The organism is Clostridium sp. CM039 (genome assembly GCF_055081075.1).
Window position 1 is genome coordinate 3,886,413 of the sequence record NZ_CM143649.1, and the last position, 20,899, is coordinate 3,907,311.

The following is a 20,899-nucleotide window of genomic DNA, read 5'->3' on the forward strand; positions in this document are numbered from 1 at the left end:
AAATAATAAAAAAATGATATAGACTAGGTAAGAAGTATTATTTGAGAAAATGTAACGGAGGTATATGTAAATATGGATAATCGAGCACTTATACCATTATACCTTAATGAAAATATGATAAATAATTTATATACAATTGTAATACAGGAATTTGCCGAAATCAAAAGTGAAAGTACGAGAAAACAGTTAACTATTAGTACCAATACACCATTATATGAACTTACTTGTGGTAAAATAAGGCAAGGAGATTTAAATGTTCAACTTCTTAATGAATTCTCGTCGCAGAAAATTGAAGAAAGAGTCTCAATTGTAATAACAATACTGTCAAGAATAAAAAATATACTAAATGACCAAAGTTTGTTAAAGGTTATAAATAATGAGAGTGATGTAAAGAATATGAAGGAATTTGATTTTGTTCAGTTTACTAGTGAATTGTATAAAAATCCAGTTATAGAATATATAGAAGATATGATTAGGGTTATGGAAATGCAATTGGCTTTTTCACCGGAAACTGTGGAGAACGGTGCTGAAAGCCAAGAGCAAAGAGTTAAGAAGCAAGTTTTAAAGGTCTTAAAAGATGATATGGAAAATTGTAAAAGAGAAAAATGTTTAAAATTCATTAGTAGTAATATAGGGACGAGCAATACAAAAGTTGTAGTGCCCTTAGAGATAAAAAATATGGCAGACAATTTAGATTATATTGAAGGTGCTAAAATCACTGTCCTTGGTAAGGTGGTAAGAATTCCAAAGGAAAATGAAATTAATAACTATAGTTTACTAAGTGGCACATACTTTGATTATTTGAATGAAGAGTATTTTAAAGAATTTAAAAATAGATTTCTAAAAGATACAAGTTTAATTAGTGATTATGATAAAAAACAAATAGAAATTACCGGATCTGTGATTGAAATTATACCTATAGCAATGTATATTTAGAATTAAGATTACAGTGAAAATAAAGGGTGAGTGGAATGATTAAAGATAATACTATATTTGTAGGCTTTATGTTTATACCAAATGATGTAAAAGTAATTTTAGACACTTTAAAAAATAATGGATATGAATCTTATATAGTGGGAGGAAGTATACGTGATTCCAAAATCGGGACATCCATGCCCAAGGACTATGATGTAACTACCAATGCCCTACCACAAGAGGTTATCAAACTCTTTGACAAAACTGTGCCTACAGGTATAAAACACGGAACTGTTACTGTTATGATAAATGGAGATGGATACGAAGTTACAACTTACAGAATAGATGGTGAATACTTGGACAATAGAAGACCGGATGGTGTTACTTTTGTTTTAAATTTAAAAGAAGACTTATCAAGACGTGATTTCACTATAAATGCTTTAGCTTTTAATGAGGAAGATGGGCTTATAGATTATTTTGGTGGCACCGAAGATTTAGAGAATAAAATAATTAGAGCCGTAGGTGAGCCTAATAAAAGGTTTCAAGAAGATGCGCTAAGAATGCTTAGAGCTATTCGGTTTTCAGCCAGGTTAGATTTTGAAATAGAAGAAAAAACTTTAGAGGCTATAAAAGCAAATTCGTTACTTATATTAAATGTAAGTAATGAAAGAATTAGAGATGAATTATGCAAAATGATGGTATCTAATAATACTACTAAAGCTTTAAGATTACTTGAAGAGACTAAACTATTAGAGGTCATACTACCAGAGATTCAATTAGCTGTAGGGTTTAATCAGCAAAATCCTCATCATGATAAAGATATATTTGAACATACTTTGTCGGTTGTGGAAAAATGCCCACATTCACTTAATGTGAGAATAGCAGCATTATTACATGACATAGCTAAACCTTACTGTTTCACTATTGACAAAGATGGGATAGGTCATTTTTATGGACATGATAAAAAAGGTGTTATATTATCTGAGCAAATACTAGGGCGTCTTAGATTTGATAATCAAAGTATAAGTGAAATTAGTGTTTTAGTAAGGGAACATATGAATGTGCTTACAAAACCAACAGATGCATCTGTAAAACGTCTTATTAATAGAGTGGGTGTAGATTTAGTATGTGATCTCTTCGCCTTGCAAAGAGCGGATGCACTAGGTTCACGTTTTCCAGAAGTGAGATTAAAAGAAATTAATAAGGTAGAAGAAAAAACATTAGCTATCTTAGAATCTAAAGTTCCACTATCTATAAAAGAACTTGCAATAAACGGTGGAGATTTAATGAGTGAATTTTCTATTAAACCAGGAGAAAAAATAGGTGATATGCTTAGATTTCTTTTAGATAAAGTATTAGAAAATCCGCAATTGAATAGTAAAGAGAAACTTTTAGCTATAATTTATGATGAATATGTAAAGTGAAAAACTAAAATCGAAGACTACTCTTCTCCTATTTCTTCAAGTAAAGGTTCTTTACTTCCCTTATTTTTCATAGTTTTTAGAATCATAGGTATTAAATCCTTTATAGGAGTTCCTTCAATAGGTGAAATATCAAAATGTAATGCTCCATTTGCTTCAAAGAGTGTTAGAAGCGCTTGAATAGTATCTCCTTCGAATATAGATATGCATAATAGTATGAACTTTCTCTGGAAATGATTTCAGGTCGCACAGGGGAAAGTTATACGGATGCATTTTTTTTTATCCTAGGAGATTTCCTTTTGAGTTATTATGAAAATTTGGTATAAAACATTTACTTAGGCACAAAATAATACATGAGAGAAGGTGTAGTGTTTGAAAGCTAGTGAAATAATTACTGTACTAAATGAAAATGGTGAGAAAGTCGACTTAGAACTGATCGATGCTATTAAAATGGATGGAAATGAATATGTGATAGTTGGTCCTAAAGATTCGGATGAGGCATATGCTTACAAGTCAGTTGTAGTTAATGGAGAAACAGAATACTTGTCCATAGGACAGGGCCAAGAGTTTAAAAAAGTATTACAGAAGTTTAGCGAGCAGTAATACTGCGGTGGCAGAGGCAACATATTTAGAAGTATGTAGTAATAATAAGTAATTAGGAGGAGTATATATGAAGAGTCGTGAAGAAGCTAAGAAGGAAAATTTACGTGATTATATTAAGAAAGATACAAAAACACAAAATGGACATTCTAAAAATCAAATTATTCAAACCGTTGAAGAAAGCGCATATAACGAAAGTGTTTTTGAAACCAAAAAAAATGGATATTAGGTACATGAAAAAAAATAAATAATAAAAGATACATTAATAAAAAGAGCAGGTGTTTGTTATCTAAGCTATGATAGTATATAGTTTAAATAAAGGTTAGCTTGCTCTTTTTGTTATAATAACAAAATGTGATGTAAATAAAAAAATATCAATAATAGATAGAAAGGACTTAATATATGATAAAAATGTTTGAAGAATTTGAGAGGCATTTAATGGAAGATGATAAGCCGTCTATATATTTCGATAAAATAATAAATAATAAGATCATCTTTAATGAATATCCATATACATTGTTAAGTCGTTTAGTAGATATTCCCCAATCTCCACAGTATCACCCAGAAGGAAATGTATGGATTCACACAATGTTAGTTGTGGATAATGCAGCAAAAGTAAAGGAGAAAAGTGAATGTCCTAGAGCGTTTATGTGGGGGGCATTATTACATGATTTAGGGAAAGCACCTACTACAAAAATCAGGAAAGGAAAAATAACGTCTTATGACCATGACAAGGTTGGTGAAGATCTTAGTATAAAATTTCTTGAAGCGCTTACAGATGAGGTCGAATTAATTAATCAAGTTTCAGCTTTAGTTAGATGGCATATGCAAACTCTTTTTGTAAACAAAAAATTACCTTTTGGGGATATGAAAAACATGTCGCAAGAAATATCTTTTAAAGAAATTGCCTTATTATCACAGTGTGATAGACTTGGTAGAGGGGAAATCAGTGAGGATAAAGTTAAAGAGGAGAAAGAAAATATTAAATCTTTTATTCGCACTTGTGAAGAGTATTTATCGCGCTCAAAATAATTTACATAGATTAAGCACTAAATTACTTTGTGAGTTTAACGAGTATAGTATAAAAAGGATTTATTTTTATGGAAAAACCTATGATATACTAATAAAGTATGCAACAAATAAAATTCATTGAATTTACGAAGTTTGGAGATGATTACAGTGAGGTATGAAGGAACAGTATACAGACCACCAAGTGAGGCCTACAGTCTTATACTGCAAGTTACAATCGGATGTTCACATAATGCGTGCAGCTTTTGCAATATGTACAAAGATAAGAAGTTTAGAATACGTGATTTAAAAGATATTATGGTTGATTTACAGCATGCTAAATCAACATATAGGGTAGTTAAAAAGATATTTCTAGCAGATGGAGATGCTTTAGTTATTGAAACTAATAAATTGAAATTGATTTTATTAAAAATAAGAGAATTGTTCCCTCAGTGTGAAAGAGTAGGGATTTATGCTGCTCCTAGTGATATTTTGAGAAAATCTTTAGCGGATCTTAGGCAGCTTAAGGATCTTGGCGTTGGGATTGTGTATCTAGGTGTTGAATCTGGAAGTAATGAAATATTAAAAAGTATAAATAAGGGCGTAACTGCTGAGGAAATGATTATTGCAGGCTGCAAGGTTAAAGAAAGTGGGATAAAGTTATCCACTACCTTGATTTCAGGAATAGGTGGCACAGAAAAAATAAGTGAACATGCAATAGAATCGGCTAAACTTATAAGCGCTATAAACCCAGATTATGTAGGATTTTTAACTTTAATGTTAGAGAGGGGAACCCCTATATATGAGGATATACAGAACGGGACTTTTCATATATTAACGCCAGAACAAATAATGTATGAGATGAGAGAGTTCCTTAAAAATGTAGAAGTTGCTAACTGTGTTTTCAGAAGCAATCATGCTTCAAATTATATGGCACTTTCTGGAACATTGCCACAAGATAAGAATCAGTTAGTGGGAGACATTGACCTTGTACTGAAAGGAAAATATAGGTATAGGCAAGAGGAATACAGAAGACTATAAAACGACTTTCCTCAGAATTTGGTAAAACAAAAAAGGGTGTGGATGTTATGAAGGAAAAAATCATTAGGCTACTTAAGGACAGTGGAAATAATTTTGTGTCTGGTCAAAAAATTAGTGAAGATTTAGGCGTTAGCCGTGCAGCTATTTGGAAACATATAAATATAATTAAAGAGGATGGCTACGAAGTTGAAGCAATTTCAAGAAAGGGTTATAGAATAATTTCCTCACCGGATATACTTACATTTGAGGAAATTAAAAATTTTTTAAGTACAAAATACATAGGTAGAAATATTATTCACTATGATTCTATAGGGTCAACTAACTCTAAAGCTAAAGAGCTTGCGGAGACAAAGCAAGATCACGGCACAGTTATAATAAGTGAAGAACAAACATTAGGACGTGGAAGGCTCGGACGAAATTGGGTATCTCCAAAGCACAAGGGCATATGGATGTCCATAATACTTAGACCAAATATTAACACAGAAAATATATCACAAATAACCCTACTTGGGGCAGCAGCAGTTCAAAAAGCTATTATGAAAATGGGAATTAAAACTAGTATTAAGTGGCCTAACGATATAGTATTTGATGGTAAAAAAGTATGTGGTATATTAACAGAAATGAGTGGTGAAGTAGATCATATTAATTATCTAGTTATGGGAATTGGTATAAATGTAAATTTGGAAAAAGAAGATATACCAATTGATCTAAAAGATGTGGCTACGTCTATAAAGCTTGCGAGTGGTAAATACATGGAGAGGAAGCTTTTGCTTGCCAACATATTAAACATTTTTGAGGAGCTATATAGTGATTTTGTCCAAAATGGAAATATAGAAGAAACTATACAGATTTGCAGAAAAAATTCCATGCTTATAGGTAAAGAAATCCAATTGATTAATAGAGGAAAAGTAACAACAGCTAAGGCAATAGATATAAGTGATCAAGGAGAATTAGTAATTGAAAATTACAAAGGGATAGTAGAATATATTGTTTCAGGAGAAGTTTCTATAAGAGGAATTTCCGGATATAGTAAATAAACTGATGTTTCATATGTTTAAGGGATAATGTAGGATAATTTCCTTTTGAAATGTTATTTAATCTATATTTTTATATAGACAGTATAGCTAGATTAACGGTATAATGTGGTTATTAAGGTTGAAAGGAGAATAGACATGGAAGAAAATAAAATTATAACAATGTTAGATGAAGATGGAGCAAAGGTTGATTTTGAATTAATCGAAATTATTGAGTTAGATGAAAATAAATATGCTTTATTAGCTCCTATAGGAGAAGAAGATGATGCTTTTGTCTATAAAATAGAAGTGGTTGATGGTAAAGAGCAATATATTGCAGTAGAAGATGAAGAAGAATTTGAAAGAGTTTTAGAAGAATATGATTCATCTTTTGAGGAATAAATAGTAGACCAATAACCCAATAAATCGGTAAGGTTTATTGGGTTTTTACTATAAATTTATAATTTTTTTAGATATTAAAAATTATTGTAGTAACTGGAGGAGGTGAAATTTTGAATTTAGTAGAAATTAATATGGAAGCACTTATAGAAACAATTTCGCATGTTGATGACAATTTAGGGAAAAGCTTTCTAGACACAGCTACTGGTGAGGTTATATATATTCCTACAGAAGTAAGTGTAGCATTAGAAAATGGGACTTTAAAAGAAGATACATTTGATAAGTGGTTAAAAGAATTTGTCATCACCGCTATACTTATTAGCGAAGATGAGGTTAATAGATATTTAAGCACTCCTCTAATAGATGAAGACTTTTATATAAGTGCAATGAAAAAATATGTTAATAGTATAATTAGTAATTCAGATTTAAAGCTAGAATTAAAAAGGGCACTAATAAGTGAAGAACCTATAAAAAGTTTTAAACATATTCTAATGGATAAACCAAATGCAACAGATGGATGGTATGAATATGAAGATAAATGCATAGAAGAATTTGTTAGAACATGGTTAATGTCAATTGGTATTGAATTAAAGTATTTAAATTAAAGCAACCTATTTGTTGGAGGTATATATATGTTAGTATATGAAGTAGCAATAAGGCTCGCGCTTGCAGTTTTAGTTGGTGGCTTAATTGGATATGAGAGAGAATATAAGAATAGACCAGCTGGTTTTAGAACTCATATATTAGTATGTCTAGGCGCGGCAGTTACCTCAATGATACAATTATATTCAATTCAAGAAACAACTAATATGATACTGCGGCACCCAGAACTCCAAAATGTCATGAAAGCAGATATTGGAAGACTTGGGGCGCAAGTTATATCGGGAGTAGGATTCTTAGGGGCAGGGACTATTATACATGAGAAGGGATCAGTAAAAGGACTTACTACTGCAGCAAGTTTATGGACTGTGGCATGTATTGGACTTGCAGTTGGTCAAGGTTATTATACTTTAAGTATATTATCAACTATATTTGTTTTTATAGTATTAGTATTTCTTAAGACTTTTGAAGCTAAGTTATTTAAAAACATTAATATTCTTAAAATAGAAATTCAATACGTTAACAAGAAAAACATGGTGGAAAAATTAGAACAGTACTTTGATGGTATGGGCATAAAAGTTAAAAATATAGATTTTTCAATTGATGAGGAAGATGAAAATCCAGATTACAGCACAACAATGTATACAATTTTAGCACCCAGACATATAAAGAGCAGTGGGATTGTGCAAAAACTATGTGCTTTTGAAGAAATATACAAAGCAACTATATTATAAGAGAAAAATAATAAGTGTACTTATTTACAAATTACATATATTAGCGAAATCTCAATTAACAAGATAAAAATCAATGTGTAAATAAGTTTTTTAAATTTATTCATTATTATCACCCCATTTATATTGTATGTTAAAAGAGACGATAAAATAATCAAATCATCGCCTGCGGAGCTGAAATATTAATGACTTCAGAAGGTGATTTATACTCCAATTTATAGAAGTGGGAGACTTTCCTTCTGAAATGCCGTTAAAAGTAAATATACGCGAAAAAAGAGCACTTATTAATAAGTGCTCTTTTGATTTAACAAATCTATCTTCTAGATTTAGCTACTTCAATATTTACTTTTCTACTATTTAATTTCTTACCTGAACTATTGTTTAGAATAGAATCTACTAAGTTCGCAGGAACATCTAAGAAAGAAAATTTATCTAAAATATCAATGCGGCCAAGTTCATTTTTATTAATGTTAGCAGTCTCGCATAGGAAAGATATAATATCTTTAGTCATAACTTCATCCATTCTTCCTATAGATAAGAATAGTCTAACATTATCTGTAGTTGTAGTTGTAGCATCATCTGCATAGTTATAGTTAACTTCTTTATCAAAAATAATTTTGATTAGGGAAGCAGCTACATCTTCATCACCAAATTCTTTTATAAGATTTTGTCCTAGTGGAAGAAAGTTTTCATATAAATTTTCTTTTAGAACTAATTTTATAGAATCTAAAATAGTTTCTGATTTTGCAGCGAATATATCTGTTATAGTAGGTACAGTTTTTTTAGCGATGATACTTTTAGTATCACGTTCAATTTGTCTTATAGCAGATGCTTCTCGTCTTGTAATAAGACTATAAGCTGTGCCTTCTTTACCAGCTCTACCTGTTCTACCAATTCTATGTATATATGATTCGCTATCTTGTGGTAAATCATAGTTTATTACATGAGTAACATTTTCAACGTCGATTCCTCTTGCAGCTACATCTGTTGCAATTAAGAAATTCAGATTACCATCTTTGAATTTTTTAAGAGTATTCATTCTTTGACTTTGTTTCATGTCTCCGTGCATACCTTCTACTGTATAACCTCTAGGTTGTAATGCATCAACTAATTCATCTACACCCTTCTTAGTTTTACAGAATAGTATACAAGTCTTAGGAGCATCAACGTCAAGAATTCTACATAATGATTCAAATTTATTTTTTGGGTTTACTTCATAATAATATTGTTCAATCTTAGAAACAGTCAAAGATTTCTTTTCTATTGCAATAAGCTTTGTTTCAGGATGCATATATTTTTTTGACAATATTTTAATAGCTCTTGGCATAGTAGCTGAGAAAAGTAAAGTCTGTCTATCTTCACTTAAATTACTTATAATGCTTTCAATATCTTCAATAAAGCCCATGTTTAACATTTCGTCAGCTTCATCTAAAACAAGAAACTTAGCATTAGCGAGTTTTAAAGTGCCTTTTCTAATATGATCTAATAATCTTCCTGGAGTTCCAACTACAATATCTACTCCTCTTTTTAAAGCGGATATTTGTCTATCAATAGATTGGCCACCATAGATTGGTAATATTTTAATTCTTTCATGTCTTGCAATACGTGAAAGTTCTTCAGCAACTTGGACAGCAAGTTCTCTTGTTGGAGACATTATTATTGCTTGAACTTTTCCATTTGGTCTTTCCATTAGGCTTAAAATAGGTGCACCAAAGGCTAATGTTTTACCAGTTCCTGTTTGAGCTTGACCTATAATATCAAAGCCATCTAGTACAACTGGAATAGCTTTTGCTTGAATATCAGATGGATATTCAAATTTTAGATCTTGTATAGCGTGGAGTACGGATTCGCTTAGTCCTAGTTCATCAAATTTAAGTTTGTCAATTTTGTTCATTAAAATTCCTCTTTCTTCTCATAAAGTATCAAATACATCTTATTATTACAAAAATATATACAAAATAATAAATATTAAATCAAAAAAGCAAATTCAAATTGCTTTTTTATAATTATTTAAAAAAATTCCTCAAAATTGAGTTCTTCTCAATAACATAAATAAGAGGCAATCCAATTCCATAACAGCAGACTAATTCTCCCCATGCAACTTGCAGCATACAAACTATAAGGGGCATGTCATTAACATATAAAAGCTTTAACAGTATGCCTATAATAATGGCATTAACTACTACAGCCGGTAATGGAGCAAGTATTCTTTTGAATTTAAGTTTGCTTTTACCAATATAGTAAGTTGAAATCGCAGCTATAAGCGTTGCAAGGGAACCGAAAACCATATCCATAATACCTAGTGGACTTATAATATTAGAAACTATACAACCAATTAGCAGCCCAGGAATAGAAAAGGATGCAAAATAAGGTAAAATAGTAAGTCCTTCAGCGATACGATATTGAATAACTCCAAAGCTGAAAAACGATAAGCTTAGAGTTAAGGCTACATAAATAGCAGCCACCATTGCTGCAAAAACGATCTTTCTTATTTTTACAGACATAGTTCCTTCATTTAATTTAATATTCATTTTTGTGCCTCCGTAGTTTTATTTTAAGACAGGATGGTTACGAACTGTCTATGAGTATTTGACTCGAATCTTTATTTTACTCCATATTTCGCAATTAGTCAATAGGGCTTTCAGATTTTCTGAGGTTGTAGGGGATTAATTCTAGTTTTAAATACGTTGAAATTATGGTCTAAAATAGTTAAAAGTATGATATAGTTAAAATATATATGAATTTGTTTTTTGAAGTTAGTATTACAGCTTCGCAGGTGATGATTTAATAACATAGTTTTTGGTTAAAGGAGAATATGATGAGTAAAGAAATTTTTAATACAAAACAAACACAATTAAGTAATGGTATTAAACTTATTACTATTAAAAAGGATAGTCAAATTTCAGCAGTTCATGTTGGAGTAAACATAGGTTCTCTTTTTGAAGAAAAAAATGAAAAGGGAATAGCACATTTTATAGAACACATGCTTTTTAAAGGAACTGAGGGTAGAACTAACGAAGAACTAAACAGCAATCTAGAAAATTTAGGTGGGGAATATAATGCATACACGGATTTTAATTGTACAGTATATACTGCTACAATTTTAAATGAAGAATTAGAGAACTCGTTAACACTTCTCGGAGATATGCTATTAAATTCAACCTTTCCAATTGATGAAATTGAAAAGGAAAGGGGTGTAATACTCGCTGAAATTAGAACGATTAATGATGACATTGAAGATTTAAGCTTTAAGAGAATTAATGAAATTGCTTTTAAATATAGTCCACTTAGAGAAGATACTATTGGTAGCGAAAATATTATAAAAAAAGTTACAAGAAAGCAACTTGTTGATTTTTATAACAAATATTACTTGCCTAATAATTCATTCATATCTATTGTATCGTCGTTTGAACATGAGGATATAATAAACATGGTTAACAAATATTTTGGTGATTGGACAAAGAGGAAATTTGAAAAGAAAAAAATAACTTTTGAACATCATAAGTCTATAAAAAAAATCTCATATAAAAAAGAAATTGAGCAATGCACTATACTGTATTTATATACCTTTAATGGACTATCTAAAGATGAGGAATTAGCACTTAGAATATTAAACTATAAATTTGGAGAAAGTTCTAATTCTATATTATTTAGAGAACTTCGAGAAGAAAGAGGATTGTCATATGATGTTTACACTCATTTAGATACTTCAAATAACGTTAAAATATTATATATTTATACATCGGTGTCAGAAGAAAATGTAGAGGAAGCAATCTATGTAATAGATACTGCTATTAAAGATATTGAAAGTAAAAAAATAGTTTTTGACGATAATACGATAGCCTTGATGAAAAAAATAATGAAAACTGCTATAGCTTCAACCTTAGAGGACTCAACAGACCTTGGAAGTTATGTAATACATCAAGCTATGGACGATGAAGATATATATCAGTTTACTGATGATATGGATAACATGGAGAATATTAAAAGTGAAGACCTATATAATATTTCAAGAAAAGTATTGCAGGAGCCAACAATTCACATATTTTTACCAGAAAAGAGAGTGTAAAATTGAGTAGTATTATAACAAAAATTGAAATACAAAAAAAAAATAAGCGGAGAGTTAACATCTATATGGATGGCGAATATGCATTTGCTTGTGATGCAGAACTTATATATATCCATAATATTACAAAAGGCAGAGTTATGGACAAACAGAATTTAGAAGATATAGCTAGTGAAGATAATTATATTAAGGGGAAAACCTGCGCACTTCACTTTTTGGAGAGAAGCAATAAATCGGCTAAACAAGTAGTTGATAAATTAACGATAAAGGAATTTGATACTAAAACTATAGATAGAGTACTGGAGTTTTTAAAGCGGTATGATTTTATTGATGATAAGCGGTTTGTTGAATTATTTATAAAAGAAAAAATCAGGTCTAGTGGTAAAAATAAAATAAAGTTTGATTTATTAAAAAAATCTCTTCCAAAAGAATTAATTAAAGAAGAACTTAATAAGATAACTAATGAGCAACAGCTCGAAACAGCTTTGAAATTAGGCGAAAAAAAAATCGTTACAATATCTAAGAGTGAGAAGGATACAAAAAAACTTTATAAAAAAACATCAGACTATTTAGCTCGCAGTGGATATGATTACGAAATAATTAAAGAGGTTTTGGCTAAGATAACTGAAAATGACAAAGGAGAGGAATCATGCGATAATGCGCCCTCCGAAGATACTTATCAAGAAGATTATGATAAATTATACGAGTTAGCTAGTAAAAGATACAGCATATTAATCAAGTCAGAATCGCACAAAATAAAGCTATATAAAAAGCTAGGAGACTATCTTTTAAGAAGAGGATTCCAGTGGGATCAAATTAAAAAAGTATTAAAAGATTTAATTAATGGCACAGAAGATATTGTTAATGAAAGCGGTGATAGGAGTGTTTAAAGAGCCCGTAAGCTTAATTTTACTGTTATTGTTTATATACCCAATAATTAAAGGGTTTATATATAAATTCTCATCGGAGCATTTAAAAGGTGGCATTGAGGGAGTTTTTCAAAGTATATCTTTTTTGCTTTCTTTATGTCTAGGTATTTATTATACGAAAAAAGTGCTTATTCAGCACAATGAAGGTATGTATGAGAAAATATATAAAAGTATACCAATGAATGTTATAGGGTTTATTAATAGCAAACCATTAGTGATTTATATATTAATAATGCCAATAGTGATATTAATAATTTATAGTGTTATAAATTTTGTAATTAGTATTATTTCTCACATTACTTTTTATCCTTTATTTGATAGCATAGAGCGCAAAGTAAGGCAAAAAAGTGTTTTATTTAATAGAATTATAGGTGCAGTATTTCAGTTGCCTAAAGCAATATGTTATGTAATTGTTATTACTTTCATATTTAATTTTCTATCACTTCTTAATATAACTGATACATATAATAAGTATTTGGAAGAATCACAAATATATAATTATATATCCAAAGAGGTAGTTATTCCATTGACTAATTCAAAGCTTGCAAAAAAGCTTCCGAATGTTGTAGATAACTCTTTTAAAATTGTAGTAAAAGAGGCTTCTACTTTAGAACCTAATTTACAAAACAAGCCAAAAGGTATAATTTATTATAATGGTATTACTCTGGATCAAGGGGTTAAGTCTAATGATGAAATTAATAAGTTTGCAATTACCCTGGCTGAAGGTAAAAGTGGTACAAGGGAGAAAGCAAGGGTTATTTATAAATGGGTAGGTAGTGAAGTAGCTTATAGCGATGAAAAAGCAAATAGAGTATTAAATAACGATTTAGAAGCGAAATCTGGTGCCATCCCAACTTTTAACTCTAAAAGTGGTATATGTTTTGATTATGCATGTCTATATGTAGCTATGTGCAGAGCTAATAATATAAAGGTGAGAATTATAACAGGCCAAGGATTCAACGGAAGTAATTGGGTTAGCCATGCTTGGAATCAAGTATATATAGAGGAAGAAAACACCTGGATTAATGTAGATCCAACATTTTTAATTGGTGGGGATTATTATGATAGTAAAAGATTTGATATAGACCATAAAGGAGAGAATATAGCTGGAGAATGGTAATAGAATAGCTACCTAAGTTTTAGGGAGCTATTCTATAGCTTTTTAATAATAAATTAATGGCTTTTTCGCAATCTGTATCTTCATTATTTAATGACCAAGCTGTATTGAAATAATATAATGCTTTTTGCTTGTTAACACACATAGCATAGCAGTAAGCTAAGTTGAAAAAATATTTGCTTTCACGGCGCAGGCTTATAGCAGCATGCAATAAAGGTATTGCCTTTTCGTATTTTTTTAAGTGAATAAAACATACTGCGGTATTATAAAGTGAACCAGCCTCATTATCTTTCATTTCTGCGGATTTTTTATAGAGAATTATTGCTCTATTATAATCTTTAGTATTGTATATTTCGTTAGCTTTTTGAAAGTATTCCATTATTATCCTCCTTGTAATTCTCCGAAGAATTATAAATTTGTTATTCTAAATACTGTCCAAGGGTTTTAAAATGTATTCATTTAAGTGGAATTTTATTTGTTTTTATTAACCACTTTTTTTTCGAAAAGTGCAACCATTTCATACATAAGATAAGCTAAGATAGAAAGTATTACTATGCTCATCATTACCATATCTAGTTGGGAAACTTGACCACCATAGATTATTAAAAATCCTAAACCTTCTTTAGCCACTAAGAACTCACCCATAATTACGCCCACCCATGAGAGGCCTACATTGATCTTAAGTGCAGAAATAAAAGCTCCAATAGATGAAGGAATAATTAGATTAATTAATATTTGGTATTTAGAAGCTCCGAAGGTTTTTAAAAGTTTAATTTTATCTTCATCCACTTCTCTAAAACCGCTTAGTATGCTAATTATGGTTACAACTATTGATATTAAAAGCGCGATTACTATTATTGCCTTTACCCCGTTGCCTACCCAAAATATAATAATAGGTGCAAGAGCTACTTTAGGCAAGGCATTTAATACTATTAAGTATGGATCCAAAACTTTTGAAACAAAATCGGACCACCACAATAAGACTGCAATTAAGGCCCCTAATATGGTTCCAAGTAAAAAACCTGTTATTGTTTCAAAACATGTTACTGATATATGAGTTAGCAGTGTACCTTCATTATATATTTGTATAAAGGAATTATACATTTTTGACGGTGTGCTTGTTAAAAAGGAATCAATCCATTTAAGTCTGCCAGCTATTTCCCAAAGGCTAAAAAAAACAATTAGTATTATTATCCTTGTGAAAATAATAGTGTATTTCTCTCTTTTTACATTTTTGATATAATTCTTTTGCTCATCACTTTGAATCAGCATTGCTATTCAACTCCTTCCAAATTTCATTGAAGTAAACTCTGAAATTTGGAGCTTCTCGACGCTTGAGAGGACAAGGGAAATCTTCTCCAAATTCAATATTCATCTCTTTAACGATTACAGCAGGTCGATTTGAAAGGATAATAATTTCATCTGACATAGCGATAGCTTCAGAAATATCATGAGTTACCATTATAGTAGTCTTTTTTTCTTTTTTTATAATTTCATAAACTTCATCACTAATGTTTAATCTAGTTTGGTAGTCTAAAGCTGAGAAAGGCTCATCTAAAAGAAGGACTTCGGGGCTTAAAGCTAGGGTGCGAATTAAAGCAACTCTTTGGCGCATGCCTCCGGATAATTCTCTAGGATGATGATTTCTAAATTCCCAGAGACCATAGCTTATTAAAATATTTTTTACCATTTCCTTATTGTCATCTGTAATACGGTGGTTAATTTTGAGACCCAAAAGTACATTGTCCCATATGGTTAACCAGTCGAATAATTGATCCTTTTGAAACATATATCCAATTTTTGAAAGGCTTGAGCTATCATCATGACTTTTAATTACTATTTCGCCATATGACGGAGTAATTAAGCCTGCTATTATATTTAACAGCGTAGATTTCCCACAGCCAGAAGGGCCTACAATACTTAAAAAGTGACCTTCTTCTACACTAAATGAGATATGCTTTAAAGCAGGAGTTTCTGCAGTTAAAGAGTGATAATTCATGCATATATTATTAATTTCTACTTTAATCACTTTGTCATCCCCTTGAGAGTTATAGTTTAGTATATGAGGGTAGATAATGTATTGTTAACGACATTTCAGAAGGGGCACCCACTTACTTAAGTAGGAATATACATCTATAATAAAAATAAGAGTTAAGTAGAAATATAAAACGCCTTCTGAAGTCGTTAATATTGCAGCATCGCAGATGATGATTAACGATATTTCAGAAGGAAAGCCACCCACTTATATAAATACCATAATAAATAGATAGGGATGTACATACTATAATAAAGAAAAATTAGGTTGAAAATATTATGGTTATTGAGTTATAATTTTATATACTTATGTTTTAATATTATACAAATACAAATACAATTAATAATTACAAATTTTATCAATAATGATATGTAATTAATAGAAAAAATATTATAAGTATCTGTAGCAGAGGGAATAAATTCGGTTTTTGAAGAATAAAGATATATAATAAATAGGCTATTTACTGAAATATTAGGTTATTTTAAAAAAATGGAGATTGAATCCAACTGCATTAACATATATAATAAAATATTAGGGTCAAAAAACACAAATAAATCCAGACTTGCGGGGAAAGAGAAGATAATTATGAAAAAAATATTACATGTTGGATTAGATGTAGGATCTACCACTGTTAAAATAGTAGTGTTAAATAATCAAGAAAAAATAATATATAGTAAGTATCAAAGGCATTTTTCTGATATAAAAAGTACAATAGCCGAGCTTTTATATGAGGCTTATAATGATTTCAGTGAATGCGATATAACTATAGTGGTAACGGGGTCTGGTGGACTAGCCTTATCTAAATGGCTCAATATCACATTTATTCAAGAAGTAGTTGCCAGTACTTATGCTATAGAAAATATTATCCCAAGAACTAATGTGGCTATTGAACTAGGTGGAGAAGATGCAAAGATTATATATTTTGATGGAGGAATAGACCAAAGAATGAATGGTACTTGCGCTGGTGGTACTGGCGCATTTATTGATCAGATGGCATCACTGCTTCAAACGGATGCAGCGGGACTTAATGAACTTGCAAAGAAGTATAAAACTATATACCCAATTGCAGCTAGATGCGGAGTTTTTGCTAAAACTGATATTCAACCCTTATTAAATGAAGGTGCTGCGAAAGAAGATATTGCTGTGTCAGTTTTTCAATCAGTAGTTAATCAAACTATTAGTGGACTTGCTTGCGGTAGACCGATTACGGGAAATGTTGCATTTTTAGGTGGGCCATTATATTTCTTGTCTGAACTACGACAAAGGTTTATTGAGACATTAAAGCTCTCAGAGGATCAAGTTATTTTTCCTAAGGATTCTCAGTTATTTGTTGCGCTAGGGGCTGCTATGTCATCAAAGGATGAGGGCATTATTTCTTTTGAAGAACTAAAGAGGCAGCTTCCAAAGTTAAAGGAAGTATCGAGCCTCGATGTTCGAAGACTTAGGCCTTTATTTATAGATGATGCGGAGCTACAAGTATTTAACAAAAGACAGAGCAAATATAAGGCAGCAAGAAAAGAATTAGCGGATTACACGGGGAATTGTTTTTTGGGAATAGATGCCGGATCTACAACTACCAAAGTTACACTTATAGATGAGGAAGGCGCAATTTTATACTCTTACTATGGAAGTAATGAAGGCAATCCATTGACTGTAGTTAGTAAAATATTAAAACATATATACACTATTTTACCGAGTGAAGTAATCATCAAAAATTCATCGGTAACAGGTTATGGTGAAAGGCTAATAATGGCTGCATTAAAAGTGGACATTGGAGAAATTGAAACTATAGCTCATTACAAGGCAGCAAAATTCTTTTTGCCAGGAGTAGACTTTATATTAGACATTGGCGGGCAAGACATGAAGTGTTTAAAAATAAAAGATGGGGTAATCGATAGTATAATGCTAAATGAAGCATGTTCTTCTGGTTGTGGTTCTTTTATAGAAACTTTTGCTAATTCTTTAGATATGCAAATATCAGATTTTGCAAATGTAGCCTTGTCTGCTAAAAGCCCAGTGGACTTAGGTTCAAGATGTACTGTGTTTATGAATTCAAGGGTTAAACAGGCTCAGAAGGAAGGCGCCTCTATAGGGGATATATCATCAGGACTTTCTTATTCGGTAATAAAAAATGCACTGCTTAAAGTTATTAAGATAAGAGACCCAAAGGACATGGGTAAGAAAATAATAGTTCAAGGCGGAACATTTTATAACAATTCAGTACTTAGGGCTTTTGAAATTATTTCAGGACGAGAGGCGGTTAGGCCAGATATTGCAGGACTAATGGGTGCATTTGGTGCCGCACTTATTGCAAAGGAAAGAGCAGTAAAAGGCAAAATTTCTACATTGTTATCACTCGAACAATTGGATAGTTTTAATGTAGAAACTTCAATGGGTAGATGCAAGCAATGCGCAAATCAATGCGTTCTTACAATTAATAAATTTGATAATGAAAGGGAATTTATAACTGGTAATCGCTGTGAAAAAGCATTAGGAAAAAGCAGTAAAAAAGAAGAGGTTCCTAATCTCTATGACTATAAGTATAAAAGAATATTTGATTATACTCCATTAAAGAAGGAAGAGGCATTTAGGGGTGTAATAGGCATTCCAAGAGTACTTAACATATATGAAAATTATCCGTTTTGGTTTACCTTCTTTACCAATTTAGGATTCAGGGTAGAAGTATCCCAAAGATCTTCTAAACAGGTATATGAAATGGGAATTGCAACTATTCCCTCAGAATCTGCTTGCTATCCGGCTAAAATAGCACATGGGCATATAATGAGTCTTATAAATAAGGGGGTAGACACTATATTCTATCCTTGTATTCCATATGAAAAAAAGGAGCAATCAGGCGCGGATAATCATTATAACTGTCCTATAGTAACTTCATATCCTGAGGTAATAAAAAATAATATGGATATTTTGAAGGAACGAGATATTAAGTTCCTGAATCCTTTTATTTCTTTAGATAATAAGAAAAAAATAATTGATAGATTAGCGGGTGAGCTAGCGAGTTTTGGAATTGATAAAAGAGAAGTTGCTATGGCGGTTAAAAAGGCATGGATCGAAACTGAAAAGGTAAAATTGGATATTCAAAGTAAAGGTGCGGAAGTCGTACAATATATTAGGAGGACCGGAAAGAGGGGTATTGTTTTAGCAGGGAGACCTTATCATATAGACCCAGAAATTAATCATGGAATTCCTAGTTTAATTACGGGATTTGATATGCCCGTGCTTACAGAGGATTCTGTAGCTCATCTAGGTGTTGTTGAAAGACCTTTAAAAATAGTGGATCAATGGGTATATCATTCTAGGTTATACGCAGCGGCGAGTTTTGTAGCAAAAGAGCCCAATATTGAGCTTATTCAGCTAAATTCTTTTGGGTGTGGACTTGATGCAGTTACCACGGACCAAGTTGGAGAAATTTTAGAAAATAGCGGCAAGATATATACAAGCTTAAAAATTGATGAGGGAAATAACTTGGGAGCTGCTAGAATTAGAATTAGATCCTTAAAAGCCGCCCTCGATGAAAGAGACAAGAACGGAACTTTGCCGAGTAAAACTGAGGAAATCAACAGTAGAATTATTTTCACCAAGGAAATGAGAAAAAATCACACGATTTTATGCCCACAAATGTCTCCGGTGCATTTTCAATTTGTACAGGAAGCTTTTAATTCATCAGGATACAATTTAGAAATTTTACCTTCGGTAGATACTAAAGCTGTAGATGAAGGCTTAAAATATGTAAATAATGACGCTTGTTATCCAACAATAATTGTAGTAGGACAAATAATTGCTGCTTTAAAATCAGGTAGATATGAAATAGATAATACCTCCGTTATAATTTCTCAAACCTGTGGAGGATGTAGAGCTACAAATTATATTGGATTCCTTAGGAAAGCCTTGAAGGAAGCGGGGTTTCCAAAGATTCCAGTAATATCCTTAAATGCTGCTGGTCTTGAGAAAAATCCGGGTTTAAAATTCACATATCCAATGGTTAAAAAATCGATAATGGCTTTAGTGTACGGAGATTTGTTTATGAGGGTACTATACAAGGTTAGACCTTATGAGAAGATACTAGGCTCAGCTAATTTACTTTATGAAAAATGGGTGAAAATATGTAAAGAAGCCGTGACAAAAGGTAATAGTCGCGAGTTTAATAATAATATATCCTCTATAGTAGCTGATTTTGACAATCTAGAAATCAAAAACATTTCGAAACCTCAGATAGGTCTAGTAGGAGAGATTTTAGTTAAGTTCCATCCTACAGCTAACAATAATATTATAGATGTTATTGAAAATGAAGGTGGGGAGGCAGTTATGCCGGATTTAACGGACTTTTTCTTATACTGTGCATATGATGCTGACTTTAAATATAAGTATTTGGGTAAGAGTAGGACTGATAAAGTACTAAGTAACATAGCGATTCGATATATAGAAGGTTTCAGAAAATGTATGAAATCAGCTTTAGAAAGTAGTAAAAGATTTCACGCACCTAAAACTATACAGGAATTAGCGAAAGGAGCATCACCTATTTTATCACTAGGTAATCAGGCAGGTGAAGGATGGTTTCTTACTGCTGAAATGGTTGAGCTTATTGAAAGTGGAACAAGAAACATAGTGTGTATGCAACCTTTTGCTTGTCTTCCAAATCATGTAACAGGTAAAGGAATGATTAAAGAATTAAAGCGGAGGTATCCAGGCTCTAATATAACCGCTATAGATTATGACCCGGGTGCAAGTGAAGTAAATCAAATTAATAGAATAAAGCTTATGATGTCCATTGCTTTTAAAAACCTTAAGAGTGAGGAAGAAGTTAAAATTGCGCACCAAGAAGTAGCTAGTGATAAAAAAACAGATTAAAAATCTAATGAATTGTTAATTACAAGTTTTTTCTTAAATTATGCTACAACGAAAAGTATATATTGCTAAGTGATTTCACATCGCGAAGTAATTCTAAAATCTATTTTATTTACAGTTGCTAAAAAATACAAACTCGCTTACGCTCAAACATATATTTT

19 protein-coding genes are annotated in these 20,899 nt (G+C 31.2%); 14 read left to right on the plus strand and 5 right to left on the minus strand.

Annotated elements, in window-relative coordinates:
• Positions 1-72: 72 nt before the first annotated feature.
• The 10 genes from ACWJJ2_RS18265 to ACWJJ2_RS18310 all read left to right on the plus strand — a co-directional run bounded on the left by ACWJJ2_RS18265 (position 73) and on the right by ACWJJ2_RS18310 (position 7,731).
• The gene (locus ACWJJ2_RS18265) at positions 73-936 is read left to right on the plus strand and encodes a DUF6414 family protein (protein ID WP_165411716.1); all 864 of its coding nucleotides are present in this window, start codon (positions 73-75) and stop codon (positions 934-936) included.
• A gap of 35 nt (positions 937-971) precedes the next feature.
• A complete protein-coding gene (locus tag ACWJJ2_RS18270) occupies positions 972-2,339 on the plus strand; it encodes a CCA tRNA nucleotidyltransferase (protein WP_253198084.1) in 1,368 nt (455 codons plus the stop codon).
• A gap of 369 nt (positions 2,340-2,708) precedes the next feature.
• Complete coding sequence (locus tag ACWJJ2_RS18275) at positions 2,709-2,939, plus strand: DUF1292 domain-containing protein (RefSeq protein ID WP_165411717.1); 231 nt, start codon at positions 2,709-2,711, stop codon at positions 2,937-2,939.
• 67 nt (positions 2,940-3,006) lie between these two features.
• The gene (locus ACWJJ2_RS18280; RefSeq protein WP_165411718.1) at positions 3,007-3,165 is read left to right on the plus strand and encodes a hypothetical protein; all 159 of its coding nucleotides are present in this window, start codon (positions 3,007-3,009) and stop codon (positions 3,163-3,165) included.
• A gap of 173 nt (positions 3,166-3,338) precedes the next feature.
• A complete protein-coding gene (locus ACWJJ2_RS18285; protein ID WP_216302007.1) occupies positions 3,339-3,968 on the plus strand; it encodes an HD domain-containing protein in 630 nt (209 codons plus the stop codon).
• A 147-nt stretch (positions 3,969-4,115) separates the two neighbouring features.
• Positions 4,116-4,985, plus strand: coding sequence for a radical SAM protein (locus ACWJJ2_RS18290; protein ID WP_462953644.1), 870 nt, complete (start codon positions 4,116-4,118; stop codon positions 4,983-4,985).
• Between the two features lie 47 nt (positions 4,986-5,032).
• A complete protein-coding gene (locus tag ACWJJ2_RS18295; protein ID WP_216302009.1) occupies positions 5,033-6,022 on the plus strand; it encodes a biotin--[acetyl-CoA-carboxylase] ligase in 990 nt (329 codons plus the stop codon).
• Positions 6,023-6,127: 105 nt separating this feature from the next.
• Positions 6,128-6,400 (plus strand): DUF1292 domain-containing protein, encoded by a 273-nt coding sequence (locus ACWJJ2_RS18300; RefSeq protein WP_462953645.1) that lies wholly within the window; start codon positions 6,128-6,130, stop codon positions 6,398-6,400.
• A gap of 110 nt (positions 6,401-6,510) precedes the next feature.
• Positions 6,511-7,002 (plus strand): UPF0158 family protein, encoded by a 492-nt coding sequence (locus ACWJJ2_RS18305; RefSeq protein ID WP_220286034.1) that lies wholly within the window; start codon positions 6,511-6,513, stop codon positions 7,000-7,002.
• A 27-nt stretch (positions 7,003-7,029) separates the two neighbouring features.
• On the plus strand, positions 7,030-7,731 hold the full coding sequence (locus ACWJJ2_RS18310) for an MgtC/SapB family protein (protein ID WP_165411724.1): 702 nt from the start codon (positions 7,030-7,032) through the stop codon (positions 7,729-7,731).
• Positions 7,732-8,041: 310 nt separating this feature from the next.
• Here ACWJJ2_RS18310 and ACWJJ2_RS18315 read toward each other — a convergent pair whose 3' ends face one another.
• Together ACWJJ2_RS18315 and ACWJJ2_RS18320 are read right to left on the minus strand one after the other, a co-directional pair.
• On the minus strand, positions 8,042-9,613 hold the full coding sequence (locus ACWJJ2_RS18315) for a DEAD/DEAH box helicase (RefSeq protein WP_216302048.1): 1,572 nt from the start codon (positions 9,611-9,613) through the stop codon (positions 8,042-8,044).
• Positions 9,614-9,734: 121 nt separating this feature from the next.
• The gene (locus tag ACWJJ2_RS18320) at positions 9,735-10,259 is read right to left on the minus strand and encodes a QueT transporter family protein (protein ID WP_187351392.1); all 525 of its coding nucleotides are present in this window, start codon (positions 10,257-10,259) and stop codon (positions 9,735-9,737) included.
• A 287-nt stretch (positions 10,260-10,546) separates the two neighbouring features.
• Here ACWJJ2_RS18320 and ACWJJ2_RS18325 point away from each other — a divergent pair, with 287 nt between their 5' ends.
• Genes ACWJJ2_RS18325 through ACWJJ2_RS18335 form a run of 3 tightly spaced genes read left to right on the plus strand, consistent with a single transcriptional unit; the run spans position 10,547 to position 13,843 of the window.
• Positions 10,547-11,797, plus strand: coding sequence for a M16 family metallopeptidase (locus tag ACWJJ2_RS18325; protein ID WP_462953646.1), 1,251 nt, complete (start codon positions 10,547-10,549; stop codon positions 11,795-11,797).
• A 2-nt stretch (positions 11,798-11,799) separates the two neighbouring features.
• Positions 11,800-12,684: a recombination regulator RecX gene (gene recX, locus ACWJJ2_RS18330; RefSeq protein WP_258280637.1), complete on the plus strand. Its 885-nt coding sequence runs from the start codon at positions 11,800-11,802 to the stop codon at positions 12,682-12,684.
• Positions 12,638-13,843 carry a transglutaminase domain-containing protein gene (locus ACWJJ2_RS18335; protein WP_258280638.1) on the plus strand — a complete coding sequence of 402 codons (1,206 nt, stop codon included), beginning with the start codon at positions 12,638-12,640 and terminating at the stop codon, positions 13,841-13,843. Before recX ends, ACWJJ2_RS18335 begins: the two co-directional genes overlap by 47 nt.
• 19 nt (positions 13,844-13,862) lie before the next feature.
• Here the strand turns inward: ACWJJ2_RS18335 and ACWJJ2_RS18340 are convergent, their stop codons facing one another.
• The 3 genes from ACWJJ2_RS18340 to ACWJJ2_RS18350 form a co-directional block, all read right to left on the minus strand.
• Positions 13,863-14,219: a tetratricopeptide repeat protein gene (locus ACWJJ2_RS18340; protein WP_216302014.1), complete on the minus strand. Its 357-nt coding sequence runs from the start codon at positions 14,217-14,219 to the stop codon at positions 13,863-13,865.
• A gap of 92 nt (positions 14,220-14,311) precedes the next feature.
• Positions 14,312-15,112, minus strand: coding sequence for an ABC transporter permease (locus ACWJJ2_RS18345; protein WP_216302015.1), 801 nt, complete (start codon positions 15,110-15,112; stop codon positions 14,312-14,314).
• Positions 15,096-15,839 (minus strand): ABC transporter ATP-binding protein, encoded by a 744-nt coding sequence (locus ACWJJ2_RS18350; protein WP_253198096.1) that lies wholly within the window; start codon positions 15,837-15,839, stop codon positions 15,096-15,098. The genes ACWJJ2_RS18345 and ACWJJ2_RS18350 overlap by 17 nt, the downstream gene beginning before the upstream one ends.
• A gap of 621 nt (positions 15,840-16,460) precedes the next feature.
• Between ACWJJ2_RS18350 and ACWJJ2_RS18355 the strand changes: the two genes are divergently transcribed.
• Entirely contained in the window at positions 16,461-20,741 is a 4,281-nt protein-coding gene (locus ACWJJ2_RS18355; protein ID WP_462953647.1) for an acyl-CoA dehydratase activase-related protein, read from the plus strand.
• Positions 20,742-20,899: the final 158 nt, after the last annotated feature.